The sequence below is a fragment of the Kitasatospora sp. GAS204B genome (assembly GCF_029892155.1).
Taxonomy (GTDB): Bacteria; Actinomycetota; Actinomycetes; order Streptomycetales; family Streptomycetaceae; genus Kitasatospora.
Genome location: NZ_JARZAG010000045.1, coordinates 1 through 19,242, shown reverse-complemented (window position 1 = coordinate 19,242; position 19,242 = coordinate 1). Strand labels below are relative to the sequence as shown.

Genomic DNA, 19,242 nt, shown 5'->3' with positions numbered 1-19,242 from the left:
CGCGGGTGGGGTTGAAGTGGCCGGCTGCTCGGGGGTGGGTGCGGTGCTGGGGTTGGTGCGTCGGAAGGGCTTGGTGGCGACTCTGTAGAGCCTGCGGGTGCTCTCGCCGATCTTTTCGGCTGCGTAGATCGAGTTCTGGCGGATGCCGCGTGGGGGTGGTTCGGCGGCGGACATGCGTCCGCCGCGGCCAGGGTAGAGGGTGCTGCCGTCCTCGAAGGTCAGAAACTGGTTCCCGCGCCTGGTCTCGCCGTAGGTCTGAAGCTTGTGCAGTCCCAGATTCTGGGGATCGGTTCCGCCGAAGAGGATGTCGTATCCCTGGTACCATGCTTGAGGTAGTAGTGCTCGTTGAAGTAGTGCCTGCCATCGTCGAGGTTCGGTTCGGCGCCACCGATCCTGCGGGCGCCTGTGTCGGCGACGATGCAGTCGCCGATCCGCTCGTGGCCCACTCCGTGCTCGGGGTCTTGTTTGCGGTCGGGGAAGCCGGCGGCCCGCAGCAGCATGACCGCGGTGCCGGTGAGGGTTCCGCAGTCCCCTTCCAGCTTCTCCCCGTTGAGGACCCCGTTGGGGCTCTCCTGTCGCTCGGTCACCCTGAAGCCGCTCTCGACGATGTTCCGTACCACGCGCCCGACGATCTGCCCACCCTCGCCACGCTGGTTCATCTCCTGCACGGTGTCCGCGTCCGGCACTCCGCTCAGGAGCAGGGTCCGCGCGTACTCAGGCAACTCATCCACACTCGTCGGAACCGGCATCACCCATCACCTCAACCCGAAGAAGACTCCACCAGGTAACACCAGCTTCTCTGCACAGGGCCTGGTCGTTAACCGTCGCACTACCGGTACTTCTACGTAGAGCTCTCCGGTGTCGGTGACGGCGGACCCCAGGGTTGAGGAACATCCAGATCATGGACTGGGCAGGAGCCGAGTCACGCGGCGAGCGCGACCTCAGATGCGTCTGAACCTGTAATGCCTGGTCAGGAACTCAGAGGACGTTAAGTCCGTCTTTGGTAGCGGCCGCGTCCGGGTTGGTCGAGGAGTCCCTGACGAACGCGTCGTCCCAAGCGGGAGCGGGTGGTGTTGATCGAGGGCTCGTCGGTGGGCAGCCCGAGTAGTTCGTGCAGGTCACGCACCCGGAAGGTCCGCCTGGGGTGCTCGTTGAAGGCGGTCACGATGCGCTGGTAGACGGTGGAGGGCTCTGCGGGGGCTTGTGTGGGTTCGGGCAGGGCGATGCCGTCGATGACCGTGCCGGTGGTGACGATCTCGGCGAGGCGGGCCTCGGCCAGGGCACGGGTGAGTTGGTCAATCTGTTCGCGCAGGCAGTCAGCGCGTGCGGCGGTCTCGTCGTGTTCGGCCTGCAACAGCCCCATGAGTTCGGTGACGTTCACGCGGCCAGCTTGATGTCGTCGCTGACATTCCCCTCGTAGCGTGGAGTCGTGATCAGAGGGGAAGTTGAGGGTCATGACGCGGAAGAGGCGCTCGTACGACGCGGAGTTCCGCGCGGGGGCGGTGCGGATCGTGACAGAGACCGGGAAGTCGGCTGCGGAGGTCGCGCGGGACCTGGGCGTACACGAGAGCACGCTGCAGAAGTGGGTCCACCGCACGCGGGCCCGGGCGGACGCGGAGGCGGCCGGGGGTTTGAGCGAGTCCGAGCGCGCCGGCTGCGCGAGGAGAACACCCGCCAGCGCAAGGAGATCGCCGAGCTGGGGATGGAGCGCGATGTCCTCAAGCGATCGGTGGTCCTGTGGGTGAAGGAGGCGATGAAGTGACGGTTGCGGGCTTCATCGCCGACCAGAGGACCGAGCACGGCGTCCCGCACATGATCGCCTGCCGGGCTCTTGGTGTCTCCGAGTACTGGTTCTACAAGTGGCGCCGGCGCCCGGCCGAGCCGACGAGGCGGGAGGTGCGGCGGGCCGAACTGGCCGATCGGATAGGCCACTTCTGCGCCGCTTCCGGCAACACCTACGGCTCGCCCAGGATCACCCCCAGGACCTGTGGGCGGAGGGCTGGCAAGTCTCGGAGAACACTGTCGCCAAGATCATGGCCGAGCTCGGGCTCCAGGGCCGCGAGCCCCCGCGCCGCCGGTCGCTGACTCAGCAGGGCAGACGCAAGGCGGCCCGCGACCTGGTCAATCGGCACACCGGGCTGCATACTCCTCCAGCGGACCCGGCGCGGGTGGACACGGACACCGTGCGGTCATCAGGAACCCCCTGCGGCCAGCGAAATCCCAACTTCAGACGTATCGCTGACCTGACCTACCGTCAACCCTTGTTACTCGCCGGTGCAACAAACCACCGGTAGCTACCCGGCCTTTGGGCTTGACCCCGGATGGGTTGGACACCTGACGGACTGACAACAGGCACTTCCCCGCGGGTAGGTGGCAACGCCGGTCCGACTGGCGGCGAAACGGCTGCCCCTGCCCCTCCCCCAGCCTTCGGCCGGGGATACCCCGATCGCGGGAAGCCGGATACCTCCCTGGCGTAGACGCCGGCATCCTCCGGTCCTCAGGTGACGCGTCGAGTGACTACCACGATGCTGGCGGTGAGCAGGACGAGGTTCTTGACGACGAACTCTCCAGTCATGGTCAGCATGAGCGGGTTGCCATGATCGAACGCCATCTGAGGCAAGAAGACCAGTACACCGAACGTGCCGATCATGTGGGCGACCAGGAGCGGCAGGGTCAGCTTGAGGAATCGGCCGGCGATGAGCCAAAGGCCGAGTATGACCTCGAACCAGCCCACTGCGGCGACAAACCAGCTGGGTGTAGGAAAGGGGACGGTACCGACGACGAGTGCGGCTGCGGGGCTCACATCTGCGACCTTGAGAGCGCCGAACCAGATGTACACCAGACCCAGACAGCCGCGTAGGGCGGTTAAGGCGACTCCGTGAAGCACGGGGGCGGGCTGGCTGGGTTGCCCGGTGCGGGGCGGCCACCACAGGTGACCGAGGGCAGCGTCGTCGTCGATGCGCGACTTCAGGAGTCGTTGGACTACGAGCACGGTGGCCTCCGGAGAAGTGGTTGAGGGATAGCTTGGAAAGACGGCGGGCCGCCGACCGGCTGACGCGTGCCCACTGGATCCTGGACTGATGTCTGCACCGCGCACGGTCCATGATTTGGTCGCTGGCACGGTCATGGAGCAGCGAGATTAAGCACGGACAGGTGGGCGCAGCTGGAGTCCGGACGTCCGAAGACGGGTCTACGTGGCGGCCGTGGCCCAGTAATCGACAGTGCTCAACAGCATCTGATGCCGCGTAGGTTCGTGGTTTGGGCCTGTTTGGAGTTGTGAATCAAGCAGTGGCGCTTAGCTGTCGGGCCTCTTTTCTCGCGTGTGGCCAGGCCCTGCCACGAATGGATCGTGTTGGTGGAGCGCGCCACTGTGTTGCGTGATCTGTCTTGCGTGGGATGTGGGAGACCGGCCGGCCGCCGGCGCTGCCGCGCTCCTTGCGGCCTGGTCGGCCTTCTCCGCCACTGCCACAGTCGGGCCTGCTGACGGCGTGGCGACCAGTGCGGCCAACACGCCGGCCTCCCACCGCTGACGAAGCGATCGCAGGCCGGTTACCAGTCCCCGAACACGCAGGCGTCTTACGCCACTGGCCGCCGGTGTGGAACTGCCGCCAGATCACGCCCTCGAACTGACCGCGCAGGCGGGCTACGGACAGGGCCGGACCGCCCCTACCAGCAGGAACGGGCTCAGCCAACCCAGCAATCGCGATCGTCCGGCTCACCCCGCGTCACAACAGCGCTCCACCGGCCTGACCCGGCCCACGGGATCGAACCGGACCACACCGATCGCACTCCGGACTAGCCTTGGTTGTGCGGACGCGGAGTCATCCACAGATGCCCCGCGACCGGCAGACCAACCGCCTGGAGCGTGGCAGCGGAGACTACGCAGGGCCGGTCTCCAGCTCGCCGTCGACAAGGCCGCGAAGGGTGGTGATCGCAGGTGTGAAGGCGTAAAGAGCGCCCTCGGTGCGGACGAAGGAACCGAACGACAGAGAGACGCCCCCGCTCGCGGACGCGAAGCTCACATCGCCCCCGGTGCCGATGACGGGATCATTTCCGGTCCGTGACCTCGGGAAGCCCGCGTTGTTGATCCAGGCGCGCTGGAGGAACTCGAACTGGCTCACCAGATCAGCCTGGTAGCTGACGAACATCAGGCCGCGCGGAGTGTCGGCGCCGCGGTCCGAAGACGCAGCGGCGGGGTCGAAGGCCGGCCCGAACGGGATACCCCGACGGATGAGGCGATGAGCGTCGGCACGGCTGAAGTCCACGGTGCCATCGCCCGGCTGTCCGAATCCGGCCCGGGGATTGGTCTTGCGCAGGTGTGAGAAGAGCGGGGTGTTCAGGCCGTCCTGGTCGTCGTGGAAGTCGATGCTGTTGTCGGGCGCCATACCGGGAGCGGGCGGAACGTCGGCCAGGGGACAGCGGGCGATCGGGGTGCCGGAGGGCCAGCGGCCCACAAGGCGGGCAGCGAGCCACTGGTCAGTGGCAGATTCGGGCGCGACACTGGCCTTCTTCAGCACGTCGAGCTGGGGTCCGAGCTGGGCGTGCCAGCCGGGGACGTCCTGGGCCAAGCGGCGTATCACCTGGAACGAACCGCCGGTGGCCCAGCGGGGCAGACCAGAGCGGTTGCTGCCCGTGCCGACGACGAACAGCTCGGGCGGCAGGATCCGGGTCCCCGGCCTGCCTAGGGCGTTCTGGCCGTCAGGGTCCGCCGGGTCGAAGCCGCGCACGGCGGGCTGGCTGACGCCGTCGGCGAAACCGAAGTGCTCGTGGCCCCTCAGCGGGCCCGGAAGTGTCGCACCGTCCTGCTCGAAGACCACCGACGCGTTGTGATCGCTGGCAAGCCTTCGGTGGCGGTCGACGGTGCTGCGCAGTCGCCCGGGGTCGTCCGAAGCCAGGGTCAGAACAGCATGGACGACCGGGCCGTCGCCGGCGCCGAACAGCCAGCTCTGTGGGGCGCTGGTGCCGGTGTCGCCTACGGTGTTGGCCCGCTGGGCGGGTCCCTGCCGAAATGCGTCGCCACCGCCGGTCGGGAAGGGTTCCGTATCCGCCAGCAGAGTCAGTCCACGATAGGTGAGGCTGAGGCCTGCCCAGTCCGCGGACATCGAGCCGGGGTCGCGGCCAGCGGCCTGCTGCCGGACCTTACTGAACTGAGCGTTGAAAGCGGCGACATCACGAGTGGTGGAGACCTCGGGGATGACCTGCCTGAGCCAGGCACGGGCGGTAGTCGTGTCCTGGAATCCGAGCATCAGAAAGGACTGCTGGTCCTTGCGGAAACCGGCGAGGATATCGCCTTGGATATCCTCACTGTCACGCAGCGGCAAGTCTTCGGAAAAAGCTGTTCGACCCTGCTTCGGCGGGGTCACGACCGACTCCGCTCGGGCCGCCGGGGCACCGGCCAGTATCAGGCCAACTGCGCCAAGTGCGGATAGGCCGGCGGCTGCGGTCACGGTCCGACGGGACGGTAGTGCCGAGCTGTCACCGCTGGGCTTGTCGTTCTCTGACAGCATGTCAATGCTCCCTCGTCGGTAGGATATCGGCTTGCAATTTTTCGATGGCTCTCTTGGGAGGCTGACGGCGTGCAGGGAACGCTGCGTGCGACAGTCGCGGCCACCAGCCCGGCTGGAGTTCCTTGCGGAGGGTCCTCTGAGCGCGATGCGACCATGCCCTGTTGTCCGCCGAGCCTTCACAGAGTTTGGCCACGCTGTATTCCCCCAGACGAGGAATGATCACAGAGGCCTGTCGGAAGGGGCCTTCCGCGGTGACAGCGAAGGCACCGCAGGCACTATGGAAGGACACACCGGCCGGTAGAGCGTGTCCCCGCGAATCCACGGACGAGTGTGGGCAATCCCCTCGTACACTGCTTGTCCTCACGTCCTTGTCCCCTGCCGTGCAGTGACGGCTTGCTCCAAAAGGCCTGTCTCATCTCTGGAGGCAGAGCTAAGTTAAGGCGCCCCGCAGGCAGGAGAGAAGCTACGAAAGGAGGGCTGACGGCAGCGGCCTTCGTCGTAGGAGAAACCAGCAGCAGTGCGGAAGCCTGTGTCCTTTGTGCGCAGTGCGAACTCGTCAACACCGAACATGCGCGGCGTAGTCGGTGCATTCTCGGGTAACTCGTATCAGCCGCAGCAACGTAGAGCGGCTCACCGGGGCTGCGAGCGTGTTCGCCAGCCGGGCGCCGGTATGGTCCGCGAGAATGAGGGTGGCACCTGCTTCAGAGCAGTCTGTAGGCCCTGGCTCCGCCGTCCGTGACGGAAGGTTGGGCCCGGTTCCTGCTCGACGAACGCTGCCTGCGGGTAGGCTTGTTGGCGCCGGAACCCGTCCGAACTGCAACTCGATGACCACACGGCGCTGGCCGCCGCGGTGTCATCAAGACGGCGCACGTATCGGCTGTGCACCCGCGTTGAGGTGGTTCCACACGCCGTGCACTTGGCCCGGCCGGTCGTCGTGGCGGCTTGGACGGTCACCAGCTCGTCTCGGATGGCAGAGCTGATGCAAAGTCGGATTTCAGTCGTGATACGCAGGTTACGGGGGATGCCGAAGAGGTCGAGCGGGGCTGTGTGTGGTGCGAGGGCCAGCCGGCGGCGTGCGTCGGCGATTGAACTTCCTGTCCTGCGCATGAAGTTCATCGTGATTGATCTCAACGTGGCCATGTTCTGGGCTCCGTGGCCGGTACGGATCCGGGAGGCGTCCTCACCCAGCGTCACGTCCCGCACATAGTGGACCGTGACCGGTTTGGTGGTCAGGCTGGGCGGGGATCCAGGCGCCTCGGCCGTCGAAGAGCCGGGTGATGGCGTCGAGGAGGTCGCGGCCCTGCTTCGCGAGGGTGGACAGGTAGCCGCGCACGTCGAAGAAGCGCTCGGCGCCGAGTACGGTGCGCCAGCCTCCGGAGATCTTCTGCTGGATCTTGGCTAGCCTGATGGCCAGCTCGCTGGCGTTGTCCGCACACCTGGACTCTGCCGGCTCTGGCGTGAGGCGTCCAACTGGGTCAGGACCAGGCCGGTGGCGTGTTCCAGTGCGGCGAGCCGGTGGATCTTCCGGCCGTTCGCCTTGGCCACGCCCCGCAGGCTCTTGCCGTCCACGGCAAGCAGAGTCGCCCTGTCAGTTGAGCCCGTGACTCTGGGTGGTTTGCCGGGTTCCGGCTGATTTTCTCGTCCTCTCCTGGTAGTTGGCCGACGTCTTCGCTTCTGGCCCCCGCGGGCGCGCACGGTTAGCGGCCTCTTCCAGCGCTGTGAAGTTCTCTATGCGCTGAGAGCAGGTCTGAACGAGCACGGCGGCTCCGGAAGTAGCGTCCGCGACGGCCAACATGGCTCTTTGAGCTGACATGGCGAGGACGGCACTCCCCTCGCGGACAGTCTGCTGCACCGCCCCACGCTGCTTCATGCGCTCTTCCAGGGTCTTTTTGACCATGAGTCCGACATCTTTGAAGGCAAGTACAAGTGGGCCCGCCACCGGGATGGCACCCACACCTTCGTTGACCAACATGTTCGCAACGGTCACACTCTCAAGGTTCGCCAGGTTCCTGTCGCGTCCCTCCTGGGCCTTCTGCCGTCCGGCAAGGCGCGCCTTGTGCTGCACATCGTGCTCTGCCTGGAGGGCGTCCACATCCGTCGGGATCCGGCGGAACTCCGGTCCAAGAGCCGAGCCTTCAGCACTTTCAGCCGCGCCCGCCCGCCCGTCCGCCAGGCGGAAGCCGCACTTCTCCAGCAGCTCCTTGCCATGCTGCCGGTCAAGGTGCAGGCGCGTGACAGGACCCGTGACCGGGTTCTCCAATCTCACCTGAAGCTCCTTGAACACAACCTCACGTGCAGCATCGACATCCCTGGCCGCCTGGTTGAAGTGTTTAGCGAACTGACCGATGGCGGTGTTTTGGTTGATTTCCACTCCGACGATCTGTTTGAGCTGCTGCTCCAGTTCCCCCTGCCCGGACCAGACGGCGTAGATGTTCCGGGCGAAATTTGCCCCGATAAATCCCGCGACTGAACCACCATGGGTCGCGGCGACCGTCACCGAATCGCCGAGTACACCTTCGCTGACCCGAAGCACAGACCCGATTGCTATGTCCCGGATATCGCTGTCCTTGACCCTCTCATCCTTGACGGACTGCTGCGCCTGGCGCATGTTGTGTTCGTCCGACATCGGTTTGGCATCAGGGTTGTCGAGCTGAGGCCGTTTTTCACTCGGCAGGACAACAGGGTCGTTGTCGCCGGTGACGGACCTCATCATCAGCGTGAGGTCGCGAAGATCGCGGAGCTGGTCGCCCAAGGCCTCGGAGAATATCTCGACAGTGCTGTTGAGAGCGACGTTCGTGAGCCCCACGACCTCCTTCGTGGTGTACCTGGCTTCGGCTGAGGTGTTCTGGGTGGCAGCCACGACAAAGCCAACAGCCGCGCTCAGCGGCCCTAAGAACGGCATCCGTAGCGCGGCAATAGCGCTCTGGCCCGCGGCGCCCAAGTACTGAGGCGCCGCGGACGGGAGGTAGTCCTGCGTACGACCGGCGACTGACATGCGGTCCAAACCTGTCAGCAGCTCACGCGGAAATATATTCCCGTCCTCTAGGTAGTCGATATCCGTCACGGCTCGCCGCCTCCTTGTCCATATCCAGCGAGCCAAACCCGGCAAGCCACGGACTACCCGGTCTGTGAGCCAGCCGCTCATCCCCGGCGTACACCTATTTTCCGCTCCCCATGCGAGCTCCTGCCTCGGGAGACATACCGAGGTGGGCCCGGAGAACTGGGCCTTCCCCGCGACGCCAACAACGGCAGCTGCGCGCCACCGGCGCGAACGGCGTCACCCGTTGCAACCCGTTTTCTGAACCCGAGGACCGGCGGGCTCTGTAGGCTGGTCGCAGGTGGCTCCAGGCCAAGTGCGCCATGGCGAACTTGAGAACGATCAAGGTTTCCCTGGGTCGTTCGGTCCTGCGCCACGCCCGCCCACCGGACGCACCATTCACCCCACCCACCCCCACCGGTTCCGTTCGCAGAGCGTGCGCTGAAACCGCTCAGCGAGCGGATGGCTTCCGCAACCAGCTCGGATCGGGGTGGCGGGCGGCTGGCGTCATGCTCCGGCAAGCCGGACGCGCGGCACCACTGAAGTGGGCCCGCGGTGCCCATCTTCCGGCCAACCGGCAGGGTCGCCGCGGCGGCGTCCAGGCCGAGCTCGGTCAGGCCCCCAGATCCCCGCGTTGGCGCTCTTCGAGGGGACCGGCTTGCGCCGCTTGGGCTGGGCGGGCTTGGGGGCCGCGGCAGCGGCGTCTTCTTCGGCGTGCCCCGAGCGTGCCCTGCTTCTCGGTCAGCCGGCTCTCATACAGCTCCATGTCCCGCAGCGCGCTGGCCGTGCTGTACCACTCCTACGGCGAGGGCAACGGCACGGCCCGCACGCATGCCGAGGAGATCCGAGGACGACGGTTGACGGGGCTTCGCCGAGTCCGGGACGAGGTAGTGGAGCGGCTGGACGACCGGGACGGGCCGAGGCCGAGCGCAGCGGAGCAAAACGCAACGGAGCAAGCTATCGCGGGGGGACTCCATGCCTGCGGTGCGGGGGGTCCGGCGGTGGGAGATGAGGTGGCGGAGAGCGGCGGGCGGTGTTGGGGGCGTGTGTGTCGGCGTCCTGCTGGCGGGCCACCGGGGAAGGTGCTGCCTTCTTGCGTGCGACGGTCAGCGCGGCCTCCACGGCCAGGTTCTTGCTGCGCTTGCGTACGACGGCATCGTGGCAGGCGAGGAGGAAGTCGACGATCGCCGGGTGCGGTCCGGCTTCGAGCCCGGGCTTCACCTTCCTGGGCGAATGGAAGGTCACGGACATCGGGCCGGCGTCCTCAAGGGCCTTGAGCGCCTGGCCGTCCCATGCGCGCGTTTCCGGGATGCTCACACGCGCGCCGGTCGGCGCGAAGCCCAGGACCTGGTGGTAGAGCGCTTCTCCTCCCCGGGCGTAGCGCTCTTGGGTGCTTCCGGAGACGTAGGCGTTGTATGCCTCGAAGTACTTCTGTCCGAGGATTTTTCCCATCACCGTCAAGTACCTGCCCAGATGCTCGACCTTCTTGACGGGGTCCCTCTCTTCCGCCAGCGGCGCGTAGAGCTCCGCGGCGTATTTCTGCTGCTCCGGCGACAGGTCCTTGGTATCGAACGGGTGCTTCAGCCTGACTGCGGGAGGGTACCTGTTGAACATGTTGATCAGCGCGACGACTTCCTCAAGTCGTAGGAGGGCTTCCTTCCTGCGCTCGATGTCGCGTAGCGCCGGGTCCGTTTGCTTGACCAGCCACCGTGTGTGCGGGCTGTCCTCCATCAGCTGAGGCCGCCATCGGTCGAGGCCGAGTTGGCGCCGGGTCCCTCCGTAGGTCCCTTCGTAGTGGCCCCGCAGGGCCTTCTTCTCCCCGGCATCGAGGGGAGGTTGCCGCAGAGCCGCTTCGATGGTCGGCAGGGGGAAGAGGGTCTCGGGGGAGTCGATGTAGCTGAGAGTGGTCTGGGTGTCCTTGGCCGTCAGTCCTTCGGCGAGTTGTAGCCGGGCCAGGTCCTGCTCCAGTTCCAAGTGGAACCACTCGTGCAGAGCGCCGATGGAGCAATGGACCGCTGTTGGGTCCGCCTCCAGAGGGCCCGGGGGGACTGTGTAGGTCGTCGTCCAGTTCCTCTGATCGAATTGCGAGCCGAATCCTTGGTCGGGGATGCCTTGCTGGACGACGGCGGTGGAGGGCCGGTAGCCGTATCGGAGGCCCTCACTGTGGACGAAGTTGTGCAGGGCCTTCATGAACGCTTCGACCCGGTGCTCGGGGATGATGACCGGGGGCGGCATGGCGTCCGGGCGCGGCCGTCCTCGGGGCGGGCCGCCTTCCGGGCGGGCCTCAGGGACGGTTTCGCCGAACTGGCCGACCATGGCGATGGTGAACTTCAGGTATTCCGTCAGGAATTCCTTGTCTCGCAGGACCGGCATCGTCTCCTCCTTGGGCTTCCGCCTGGTACGGCTCGCCCTGCGGGCCGGTTGCCGAGGCTGTGGGGAAGATATCCCCGTCTTGCCCCACTGGGCCGGCCCGCGGGGAGACAAAGCGGGGAAAGCCCCGAAGGGCGAGGTCCTGGTTGAGGGCGTGGTGCTGGCGCAGTCCTGGCGGCTGCCGGCCTGATGCCTGACCGAGCACGGCAAAAGCACGGTCACGCGCACGCAGGTGGCGTTCGTGGCCGGCGCCCAGGCGGCGGGAGACGAGTGCGCGCCGCTGGACTTCCTGCTGAAGGTCTACCACCGCTACGGCGAGGGCAACGGCGGCACGGTCATCCCGGACGGGCTGCTGACCTACACCGTCGGCGGGACGGCGCGGGCGTTCGTCGGGGTCGACCGCGGCACGATGGGCGGCGAGAGGCTGGCGGCGAAGTTGATCGGCTACGCCCGCTTCACGGCCACCACCCGGTCCCCTTTACACCTGCGCGAACAGCGGGCGCCCAAGGGCCCTGCCGGCCTGGCAGCAGCACTACGTATGGTTCCCCAGGCTGCTGTTGGCTGGAGCGCCAGCGCCGGCACATCGTCTGGGGCGTGGCCGCCTTCGCCCAGTACAAGACCCGCACCGGCACGGGTTGGATGACGGCAAGGGCGGCACCATGCCGTCAAGCTCGGTATCTGGATCTCCAACACCAACATCCGCCGCGCAAAGCTCACCGAGGAGCAACTGGCCACGCTCGCCGAGTTGGGCCTGAGCTGGGCGTAGGAAGCGGGGCTTCTGGGCGCGGCCGTCATCACTGCACCTATCGGGTGATCCAACATGCGGGCTGGGCGTCAGACAGGCGCGACCGACATGTCTCTACGAGCACAGCCATCGGCCAGCAGACGCTGTCCAGTCCGTCTCCCCCACCGAATATCGCGGTTCGCACTGCTCGGCCGCGTCCTGACGATCCTCGGAGCCCGTGATGTCCTCTCGCATCCGTCTGACCGCCGCCGGCCTCGGCATCGCTGCCGTCCTTCCCGCCCTCAGCCTGCCGGCCCAGGGGGCTCATGCCGAGCCGGACGACCGGACGGGGGCCATCGCCGTGCACAACACCGAGCGGGCGAGCGTTCCCGCGGTCGTGAACGAGAGTTCCCGCGCCCCGCTGCCCGCGCTGCGGGAGTCCCTCACGCTGGATGCCCAGGCTCAGGCATGGGCTGACAGCCTGGCCCTGCGCGATGGGGGTCTGGTGCACTCCACACAGACCCAACGCACTGTCGCCTATGCCGACTCGGAGGGTCGGACCGTCACTGGATACACCGGGGAGAATCTCGCCTACTTCACCGTCACCGTCACCGCCGACGACGCGAACGGGACCGCCGAGGTAGCCGCGACGCGGCGCAGGGTCATGACCGAGGCCGCCGAGCGCTGGGCCGCGGAGAAGTCCGCCTATGCACTCCTCCTCGAGGCCGACAGCGGGAGGTTCCCCACTGCGGCTCAGCTCCGGGAAGCGAACAGTACTCTGAACGGCGAAGTCGGCCATTACACCCAGATGGTCTGGCGGGCCACTACCAGCATCGGCATCGCCGTGGCGGAGGCCCCGGTGAAGGGCACAACCGTCAGCGACACCTGCTCCCCGCGGGGAAGCACGGGTTGCCCAGCGGACGGCCACCTGCAAGCCCCCGGTCAGCTGTACCAGTGGTACGTCGTGGCCCGCTACGGGCCTGGGGGCAACATCAGCGGCGACAAGCCCTACTGAGGGATCCCGCCGAATGCAGCTTCGGCGCGCTCGCCTGCGTGGCCCATACACCTCCCTGCCACAGCACAGGTCGCCGTCGGCTGCCTACCAGCCGACGGCGACCTGGTGCAGAGCATCGGGGCGGACGAGCAGAAGACAAGCCGTAAGAGCCGACAGCACAGCAGCCAGCCTGAACGAGTCGGCCTGCGCTCGACCCTCGTGAGAGCGAGCGCCATTTCGCACCGTTGTCGACGATGTACAAGATCGCGTCCATGATCTCGCGTCGCGGATGCGCCTCCGGGCGGCCGCCGCGGACGGTACGGCAGGCCGGAACAGGTGGCAGGGGCTCCAGGGCACACTCGGCGTCGGTGGTGTCCGAGCGGTAGCGGCGTTCGTGCACGCTGGTCACCGCCTTCCGATCCGTCTCGATCGATGCCACATGTCAGCGGCGGTTCTCACGGGCGTGCCCACCGACGAGGCGTCCGTCAACATCACCCGCAGCCGCCCTCGGACGCCTCACTCGCCAATGCTTCCTCACCCAACCCGGACGAGGCCGCTACCAGAAACGGGCTTAACGTCCACTCAGAGAGCGCCATCACCCCCTGGGTGTTCACATGAAGCACCGCCAGGAGTTCGGGGCGTAGAAGTCAACGAAACGGTCGACAGCGCGGTAGCCGCCGGATGACCAGATGCACACATCGGGCATGCTGATGCCGTACAGGCTCGCTCCGGCGCGGCTGTAGTCCACGCAGTGCCAGTCATAGACGGTCGCCCCGGTCAGCACCACTCCATCATGATGTAACGCCCGCTGGCAGTAGGCCGCCAGATTGGGGGGCACGTAGACCAGCGATGCCACCCGCCAGCAGGACACAGAGGTGGGATCGTAGAAATTCTCAATGCGATCCGTCGTGTTGCCCTGCCCGTACTGCTGCTGGCAGGCAACGTCGAAGTAGATCCGGGACCGTGCGCCTTGGGAAGTGACGCAGTGCCAGTCGTACGCGGTCGGGCCGTCGAGGACTGCGGCTGTGTCACCCCGCGAGGCGCAGTAGGCGTTCAGATCGGGGGTTCCGATCCGGTAGTGGGGTGGGATCGAGGCGTTGGCGCTGGAGGCGGCTGCCAGGAGTAGCGGTATGGCGCAGAGCAGAACGAGCAGGCGGCGTAGCACAGGCGATTCCTCTCCAATCGTGGGAGACAGGCAGTCTGATGGGCAGTCATGCACTGTCGTCCATTGGATGGCAGGAGCCTACCCACAGGTGCAAATTCTTGCAGAAAATTGCAGCAAGATGGCTGGAATACTCACCTACACCGCCACCTACAACGGCGACACCAACCACACCGCCAGCACCGCCCACCTCCTCTAACCCCCACCCCAAACCCCACAGCAACCGTGCCCCCGCCAAGCGGGGGCCACGGTCATACCGCACCCAGGCGAGGCCGTTGCGGCGCTTCCCGCCGAAGCCGTGTCGAAGGTGGCCGAGCAGGCCGCCGTCTCCCCGCGAGAGACCGCCGACGAGATCGCCCAGACCCTGTCACGAGCCGTGGACAGGCTCACGCCGGGCGGTGAACCTGTCCCAGGGCGGGCGCCTCCCCGGAAGATCTGATCAAGCTGCCACTCTGGCTGCTGCCTCGCACACGCGGACCGACCTCACCCCGTAGCTCAGCCGGTCCACGCTCCACGCCGCGTCCGCCCGCCACCAGCCGCCGACCCCGCCCCTGGAACCGCCGGTCCGACTGCGCCCGGCCACGAGCCGACGATCACCAGAGACCCGCGCGCTTGGGGCCGTCCTCTTGGGGCGCACCCGATTGCATCGCGACGTCTTCGCGGGTCAGGCTGTGGGCCGCGTACAGGACAGACAGGTGGAGGTCGAGGGCGGTGTGGTAAGGGCGGCACAGGAGGCTAGGAGGGCTGGCGCCAGCCTCGGGGGCTCCGGCGATCAGGTAGAAGCGGCCGGGCTGCAGGCCGCCCAAGGCCTGTCCGGGGCGGCGATCCCGTTCGCCGGACCCGCGTCGGGGATCGGGTGTTTCGCCGTTTGCTATGCGGTGGTATCAAGTGCTAGCTATGCTCGAGATATGAGCAAGCAGACCAACATCCGACTGGATGACAGTACGCGGGCGGCTGCCGAGGATCGGGCCAAGCGGCGGGGCCTGAGCCTGCAGGGGTACGTGGCCGATCTGATCGAGCAGGACGTGAATGAGTCGCGTGCTGCGTTCATGGCCGCCGCCCAGGCATTCCTGGCGTCCTATGCTGCGGAGTTCGAGGCGGAGTTCGGTGAGGACCGGTACCCGGGTCTCGGCGCCCGGGCGGCGGCGGACGCGCCAAGGAACGCCGCGTGAACCTGAAGGTCGATCTCGCGTGGATCCTGGCCGTTGCCCAGCAAATCCCCGGGGACCCGCAGGTCGTCGACTACGGCGTTCCAGTCGCGGCGGAGACCAGGCACCGCGCGGAGATCCTGGACCACGAGGTCTACCCCGAGCCGCACCACAAGGCTGCAGCGCTGCTGTGCGAGCTGGCCAGGAACCCCTCGCTGGAGGTGCGCAGTCTGCTGTACGCGGCCACCGTCACCGCCGCGTACCTAGCGGCCTGCAACCTGCCGGTCAGCCCCGGACTGGACACCGTCCTCCCGCTCGCGCGCGCAGCGCGGGACGGCCTTCCTGTGCGGGAGGTCGCCGCTCAGCTCAAGTCCTGGACGAGCTGAGGAGGCGTCCGCGGCAGCGCGCAGACCAGGCAAGGATGCTGCTTGAACCGCCCCGGGTTCGGTGGGGACTCGATTTCGTGTAAGGACTTCGAGTCATGGCACGTCCTTCCTCCTACCCGCCTTGGCTGCGCTGTCGTGCGGTGCGCATGGTCGCCGAGGTCCTCGGTGACTACCCGAACGAGTCGGCCGCATCGCGGGCCGTCGCGCAGAAGCTGGGCATCGGCTCCGCCGAGACGCCGCGCAACTGGGTGCGTCGGGACCAGGTCCACTCCAGGCAGCGTCCGGGGACGACCACGGAGGAGTCCGCGCAGATCAAAGGCGATGAAGAAGGAGATCGCCGAACTCAAGCGGGCCAACGACATCCTGAAGGCCGCGGCGAGTTTCCTCGCGGCCGAGCTCGACCGGCCACACCTACGCTCGTAGCGTTCATCGACGAGCACCGGGACCGCTTCGGCGGTGTCGAGCCGATCTGCCGCGTGCTCACCGAGCACGAGTGCAGCATCGCCCCCTCCACCTACTACGCCCACAAGAAGCGCCTCACCGAACCCTGCGCCCGTTCCGTGCGAGACGACGAACTCAAGACCTTGATCCAGCGGGTGCACGACGCCAACTACCGTGTCTAAGGGGCCCGGAAGATCTGGCGGGAGCTGAGCCGGCAGGGACACGCGGTGGCCCGCTGCACCATCGAGCGCCTGACACGCGAGATCGGCATCGCCAGCGCCGTGCGCGGCAAGAAGGTGATCACCACGATCGCCGACCCGGGCGCCGAGCGTGCTCCGGACCTGGCGGACCGCGAGTTCGTGGCCACCGCCTCGAACCGATGCTGGGTCGCCGACCTCACCCACATCGCCACCTGGGCGGGCGTCGTCTACGTCGCCTTCGTCGTGGACACCTTCTCGCGCCGCATCCTCGGCTGGTCCGCCACAACATCAAAGGAGGCCCAACTCGTCCTCAACGCACTGGACATGGGCCTGTGGCAGCACGACCACGAGGGCCGCCCGCCCACGCGCGCCGAAGGAACTGGTGCACCACCCGGACGCGGGTTCGCGAGGCGGATTCAACCAGTGGTCGCAACACCGAGTTGTTGGATCGATAGTAGGTGGTCGTTGAGGGCTTCGGCGGGAGTCTTCCAGTCGAGGCTCTTGCGGGGTCGGCTGTGAGCGTGGCAGCAACCGCTTCGATCTCCTCAGCCGTCCACCGGGACAGGTCGGTGCCTTTCGGGAAGTACTGGCGGAGCAGGCCGTTCGTGTTCTCGTTGGTGCCGCGCTGCCATGGGCTGTGCGGGTCGGCGAAGTAGACCGGGACGCCGGTCTCGATCGTGAACTGGGCGTGTGCCGACAGTTCCTTGCCGCGGTCCCACGTCAGCGATCGCCATAGTTGCTCGGGCAGGTGCCGATGGTCGTTGCAAGTGTGTCCTTCTACCATCGTCATGGCGCCGTAGCCGGCCAGTGGGTGGCCCGTTTTTGGTGCGGGGAACAAGGCCGCAGCCGTCCTGGCGGGGCAGGTGGACGAGCACCGTGAATCGGGTCGTGCGTTCGACCAGGGTGTCGATCGCCGATCGTTCGAGCCCGATCACCAGTCGGGTAGCGGGGACGCATTGCTGCGTCGCCGCCCCCTCAGAACCGTGCAAGCAGCTGTTCACCGCACACGGCTCAAGCAAGCCCCATGGGCTCGCGGGCAGGCGAAGTACTGGACTCGTCAGCTCGGCGGCTCCCTTCCGCCGTTGACACTGGTGTGGAGAAGACGGATTCGTTGATCGCCCGGCGTGCTTCCGCACAGGAATGCGACGTACTGCTTGGAGATCGCCTTCCTGATGACGGCCCGCCATGACTCCCATTCGTGGGGGCTTCGCGGCGGGTGGTCGGCGTGCAGCAGGAACCCTCCGCAGACCGGGCAACGACCGTGCTGGGCCTGAAGCAGGCGCACGGTGATGCCGTCGACCGGCGGAGGCGGTCCCTTGCGACGCCGCTCGGCCCAGTACGACTCCAGGGCTGGGTCGTCCGGAGACGCCCTGCCCTTGACCAACTGGTGCCGGACGATCTTCGTCCAGGAGAACTTGAGCAGGTAGGCACCGCTGTCGCGGTCGCCGAACACCCACCGGTCCTTCCTGGCCTTGTTGAACCGGCCGAAGTACTTGCTGGAGACCCAGTGCTTCGGCTTGTTCGGGTGGCTGTGCTTGGCCTACTTGTAGGCGAGCGTCCACATGTAGTTGTCCAGCGCCGTGAAGATCTCGCTGGACACCACCGTCCGGTAGTAGGCCGACCAGCCCCGCACGATGGGGTTGATCTTCTTGAGCACGGCCGCAGCGTTGGCCCCTCGCAGGGCCAGCATCTCGGCGTGCAGCCGTTCCCGGATCCGTCGTTGTGCCGCTGTGCTCGGCTTGATCAGCAGTTTGCCGTGATACCGGCGGACGTTGAATCCCAGGAAGTCGAACCCGACCTCCGCGTGGACGATGCTTGTCTTGTCCTCGTGGAAGGCGAGCCCCCTGGGCGTCAGCCATGCGGCCAGCCGTTCCTTGACCACTTCGGCCTGCTCACGACTGGTGCACATCGCGACGAAATCGTCTGCGTACCGCACCAGCACGGGACTTCCGCTCTGCGCACTGCCGGCGTCTCGGCCGGCGGTGTAGTAGCTGACCCCTGCGGCTTCCTCCATCCCGTGCAGGGCCACGTTGAAGAGCAACGGGCTGATCACCCCTCCCTGCGGAGTTCCCTCCTCGGTCGGGGCGAATCGACCTCGATCCACGCCCCCGGCCTTCAGCCACTGCCGGACCAGTCCCCGGGCGGGGAAGGTGCCGAGCGCGGCCATCAGCCGGGCGTGGTCGATACGGTCGAACGCCGCCGTCAGGTCCGCGTCGAGCACCCACACACGCTGCGGATTCTTCCCGTTCAGCGTGGAGTAGATGGCCCCGATCGCGTCGTGACAGCCGCGGCCGGGCCGGAAGCCGTACGACTTCGGCTCGAACCGCGCTTCCCACTCGGGTTCCAGTGCGCCCAGTGCCATAGCCTGAAGGCACCGGTCGACGATCACGGGAATCCCGAGGCCGCGCTTCTTCGCTGTCCCCGGCTTGGGGATGAACACCCGCTTGACGGGCTTGGGAGTCCAGGGTCGGGCCTGGTGCCGGACCCAGGGGGCCAGCGCGGCCTTTGACTGGGGAAGCAGCACCACCTTCCCGTCGACTCCCGCCGTCGCGCGTCCAGCGTTGATCTCCGTGACCCGCCGCACACTCAGGAGCGTGTTCGAACGGGAACGGAGCATCAGCTTCTGCAAGTTGCGGACCTTCTTGAGGTCCCCTGCCCGCGATGCCGTGAAGATTCTCTGCCGCAGACGCCGTACGTCCTCCTCGGCCCGGCGCCAGTCGATCGACACCCAGCCCAGGTCTTCGCCCTCGGGTCCGTTCACCGTCGCGGCGGCGGCCGGGACGGCCGAGGCCGCTCCGTCCGCATCCGTCATGGTGTCCAACTTGTCCCTCGGTTCCGTCGTCGTTGTCCAGTGAGTCCGCACAGGCTCACCCGGCCCACGTCAGCACCCTTTCGGGTCCAGGCAGCAGCCTGTATCCGGACGGTTATGCGGGGCGACCGGCGGAGAGGCCGATCATGCTGCCCCGGGTTCCCGTTTTCCTTTCGGCTTCCGGCGTTGGCTTCTTGGGCCGTCCTGTTCCCGCTGGGGAGTTGAGCCTTCCTCACGGTCGGCCGACCGAGCCACGACGGCCCGGACCCCAACGGGGTTTCCACGTTCCACACGAGTGAGATGCGACCGGGGTGGGTGCTCCCTATACCCCGAGGCGGCGGTGTCCACCTGGCTGGAGTGACCTCTACCTGAAGTTCCCCCGTTGATCTGGACAGCTTGATACTGGGACGGTTGGGTCCCGGAGGAAGCAGTCCAGGTAGTGAGTGGCAAGAGCAACATGAGCA

Annotated in this window: 17 protein-coding genes and 4 pseudogenes; 10 read left to right on the top strand and 11 right to left on the bottom strand. The window is 66.9% G+C overall.

Annotated elements, in window-relative coordinates:
• Positions 1-218: 218 nt before the first annotated feature.
• Together P3T41_RS35040 and P3T41_RS35035 are read right to left on the bottom strand one after the other, a co-directional pair.
• Positions 219-749: a hypothetical protein gene (locus tag P3T41_RS35040; RefSeq protein WP_280694699.1), complete on the bottom strand. Its 531-nt coding sequence runs from the start codon at positions 747-749 to the stop codon at positions 219-221.
• Between the two features lie 239 nt (positions 750-988).
• A complete protein-coding gene (locus P3T41_RS35035; RefSeq protein WP_280694698.1) occupies positions 989-1,381 on the bottom strand; it encodes a hypothetical protein in 393 nt (130 codons plus the stop codon).
• A gap of 73 nt (positions 1,382-1,454) precedes the next feature.
• Here P3T41_RS35035 and P3T41_RS35030 point away from each other — a divergent pair.
• Both P3T41_RS35030 and P3T41_RS35025 read left to right on the top strand, forming a co-directional pair.
• A pseudogene (locus P3T41_RS35030) lies at positions 1,455-1,559 on the top strand (transposase); the annotation flags it as partial.
• A gap of 23 nt (positions 1,560-1,582) precedes the next feature.
• Positions 1,583-1,762 carry a hypothetical protein gene (locus P3T41_RS35025; protein ID WP_280694725.1) on the top strand — a complete coding sequence of 60 codons (180 nt, stop codon included), beginning with the start codon at positions 1,583-1,585 and terminating at the stop codon, positions 1,760-1,762.
• Positions 1,763-2,497: 735 nt separating this feature from the next.
• On the opposite strand, the gene P3T41_RS35020 is transcribed toward P3T41_RS35025, so the two are convergent.
• Positions 2,498-3,127, bottom strand: coding sequence for a DoxX family protein (locus P3T41_RS35020; protein ID WP_280694697.1), 630 nt, complete (start codon positions 3,125-3,127; stop codon positions 2,498-2,500).
• A 751-nt stretch (positions 3,128-3,878) separates the two neighbouring features.
• Positions 3,879-5,363, bottom strand: a complete 1,485-nt coding sequence (locus tag P3T41_RS35015) for a Dyp-type peroxidase (protein ID WP_280694696.1) — start codon at positions 5,361-5,363, stop codon at positions 3,879-3,881.
• Between the two features lie 1,357 nt (positions 5,364-6,720).
• Between P3T41_RS35015 and P3T41_RS35010 the strand changes: the two genes are divergently transcribed.
• On the top strand, positions 6,721-6,909 hold the full coding sequence (locus P3T41_RS35010; protein ID WP_280694695.1) for a hypothetical protein: 189 nt from the start codon (positions 6,721-6,723) through the stop codon (positions 6,907-6,909).
• 186 nt (positions 6,910-7,095) lie between these two features.
• Here P3T41_RS35010 and P3T41_RS35005 read toward each other — a convergent pair whose 3' ends face one another.
• Positions 7,096-8,571 carry a hypothetical protein gene (locus P3T41_RS35005; protein WP_280694693.1) on the bottom strand — a complete coding sequence of 492 codons (1,476 nt, stop codon included), beginning with the start codon at positions 8,569-8,571 and terminating at the stop codon, positions 7,096-7,098.
• A gap of 930 nt (positions 8,572-9,501) precedes the next feature.
• The gene (locus P3T41_RS35000; RefSeq protein WP_280694692.1) at positions 9,502-10,917 is read right to left on the bottom strand and encodes a hypothetical protein; all 1,416 of its coding nucleotides are present in this window, start codon (positions 10,915-10,917) and stop codon (positions 9,502-9,504) included.
• A gap of 238 nt (positions 10,918-11,155) precedes the next feature.
• Here P3T41_RS35000 and P3T41_RS34995 point away from each other — a divergent pair, with 238 nt between their 5' ends.
• Complete coding sequence (locus P3T41_RS34995; protein ID WP_280694691.1) at positions 11,156-11,557, top strand: replication-relaxation family protein; 402 nt, start codon at positions 11,156-11,158, stop codon at positions 11,555-11,557.
• A 322-nt stretch (positions 11,558-11,879) separates the two neighbouring features.
• On the top strand, positions 11,880-12,653 hold the full coding sequence (locus P3T41_RS34990; protein WP_280694690.1) for a CAP domain-containing protein: 774 nt from the start codon (positions 11,880-11,882) through the stop codon (positions 12,651-12,653).
• Positions 12,654-12,849: 196 nt separating this feature from the next.
• On the opposite strand, the pseudogene P3T41_RS34985 reads toward P3T41_RS34990, so the two are convergent.
• Positions 12,850-13,032, bottom strand: a pseudogene (locus P3T41_RS34985) (transposase); the annotation flags it as partial.
• Positions 13,033-13,242: 210 nt separating this feature from the next.
• Positions 13,243-13,797, bottom strand: a complete 555-nt coding sequence (locus tag P3T41_RS34980) for a hypothetical protein (RefSeq protein ID WP_280694689.1) — start codon at positions 13,795-13,797, stop codon at positions 13,243-13,245.
• 250 nt (positions 13,798-14,047) lie between these two features.
• Here P3T41_RS34980 and P3T41_RS34975 point away from each other — a divergent pair, with 250 nt between their 5' ends.
• From P3T41_RS34975 to P3T41_RS34955, 5 genes and pseudogenes are all read left to right on the top strand, one after another.
• Complete coding sequence (locus P3T41_RS34975; RefSeq protein ID WP_280694721.1) at positions 14,048-14,233, top strand: YidB family protein; 186 nt, start codon at positions 14,048-14,050, stop codon at positions 14,231-14,233.
• A 469-nt stretch (positions 14,234-14,702) separates the two neighbouring features.
• Positions 14,703-14,966 carry a hypothetical protein gene (locus tag P3T41_RS34970; protein ID WP_280694688.1) on the top strand — a complete coding sequence of 88 codons (264 nt, stop codon included), beginning with the start codon at positions 14,703-14,705 and terminating at the stop codon, positions 14,964-14,966.
• Positions 14,963-15,328 (top strand): hypothetical protein, encoded by a 366-nt coding sequence (locus tag P3T41_RS34965; RefSeq protein ID WP_280694687.1) that lies wholly within the window; start codon positions 14,963-14,965, stop codon positions 15,326-15,328. Before P3T41_RS34970 ends, P3T41_RS34965 begins: the two co-directional genes overlap by 4 nt.
• Before the next feature lie 95 nt (positions 15,329-15,423).
• Entirely contained in the window at positions 15,424-15,951 is a 528-nt protein-coding gene (locus P3T41_RS34960; protein ID WP_280694685.1) for a hypothetical protein, read from the top strand.
• A 12-nt stretch (positions 15,952-15,963) separates the two neighbouring features.
• Positions 15,964-16,305: pseudogene (locus P3T41_RS34955) on the top strand (DDE-type integrase/transposase/recombinase); the annotation flags it as partial.
• A gap of 80 nt (positions 16,306-16,385) precedes the next feature.
• Here the strand turns inward: P3T41_RS34955 and P3T41_RS34950 are convergent.
• From P3T41_RS34950 to ltrA, 3 genes and pseudogenes are all read right to left on the bottom strand, one after another.
• Positions 16,386-16,907, bottom strand: a pseudogene (locus P3T41_RS34950) (IS30 family transposase); the annotation flags it as partial.
• A gap of 119 nt (positions 16,908-17,026) precedes the next feature.
• Positions 17,027-17,422 (bottom strand): hypothetical protein, encoded by a 396-nt coding sequence (locus tag P3T41_RS36990; RefSeq protein WP_348533721.1) that lies wholly within the window; start codon positions 17,420-17,422, stop codon positions 17,027-17,029.
• Positions 17,423-17,509: 87 nt separating this feature from the next.
• Complete coding sequence (gene ltrA / locus P3T41_RS34945) at positions 17,510-18,781, bottom strand: group II intron reverse transcriptase/maturase (protein ID WP_348533720.1); 1,272 nt, start codon at positions 18,779-18,781, stop codon at positions 17,510-17,512.
• Between the last annotated feature and the right edge of the window lie 461 nt (positions 18,782-19,242).

Excerpts from the sequence above, each read along its gene's own strand:
- P3T41_RS35000 (WP_280694692.1), bottom strand. The coding sequence starts at position 10,917 with ATGCCGGTCCTGCGAGACAAGGAATTCCTGACGGAATACCTGAAGTTC.
- P3T41_RS34970 (WP_280694688.1), top strand. The coding sequence starts at position 14,703 with ATGAGCAAGCAGACCAACATCCGACTGGATGACAGTACGCGGGCGGCT.
- P3T41_RS35020 (WP_280694697.1), bottom strand. The coding sequence starts at position 3,127 with ATGACCGTGCCAGCGACCAAATCATGGACCGTGCGCGGTGCAGACATC.
- P3T41_RS35040 (WP_280694699.1), bottom strand. The coding sequence starts at position 749 with ATGCCGGTTCCGACGAGTGTGGATGAGTTGCCTGAGTACGCGCGGACC.
- ltrA (WP_348533720.1), bottom strand. The coding sequence starts at position 18,781 with ATGACGGATGCGGACGGAGCGGCCTCGGCCGTCCCGGCCGCCGCCGCG.
- P3T41_RS34960 (WP_280694685.1), top strand. The coding sequence starts at position 15,424 with ATGGCACGTCCTTCCTCCTACCCGCCTTGGCTGCGCTGTCGTGCGGTG.
- P3T41_RS34990 (WP_280694690.1), top strand. The coding sequence starts at position 11,880 with ATGTCCTCTCGCATCCGTCTGACCGCCGCCGGCCTCGGCATCGCTGCC.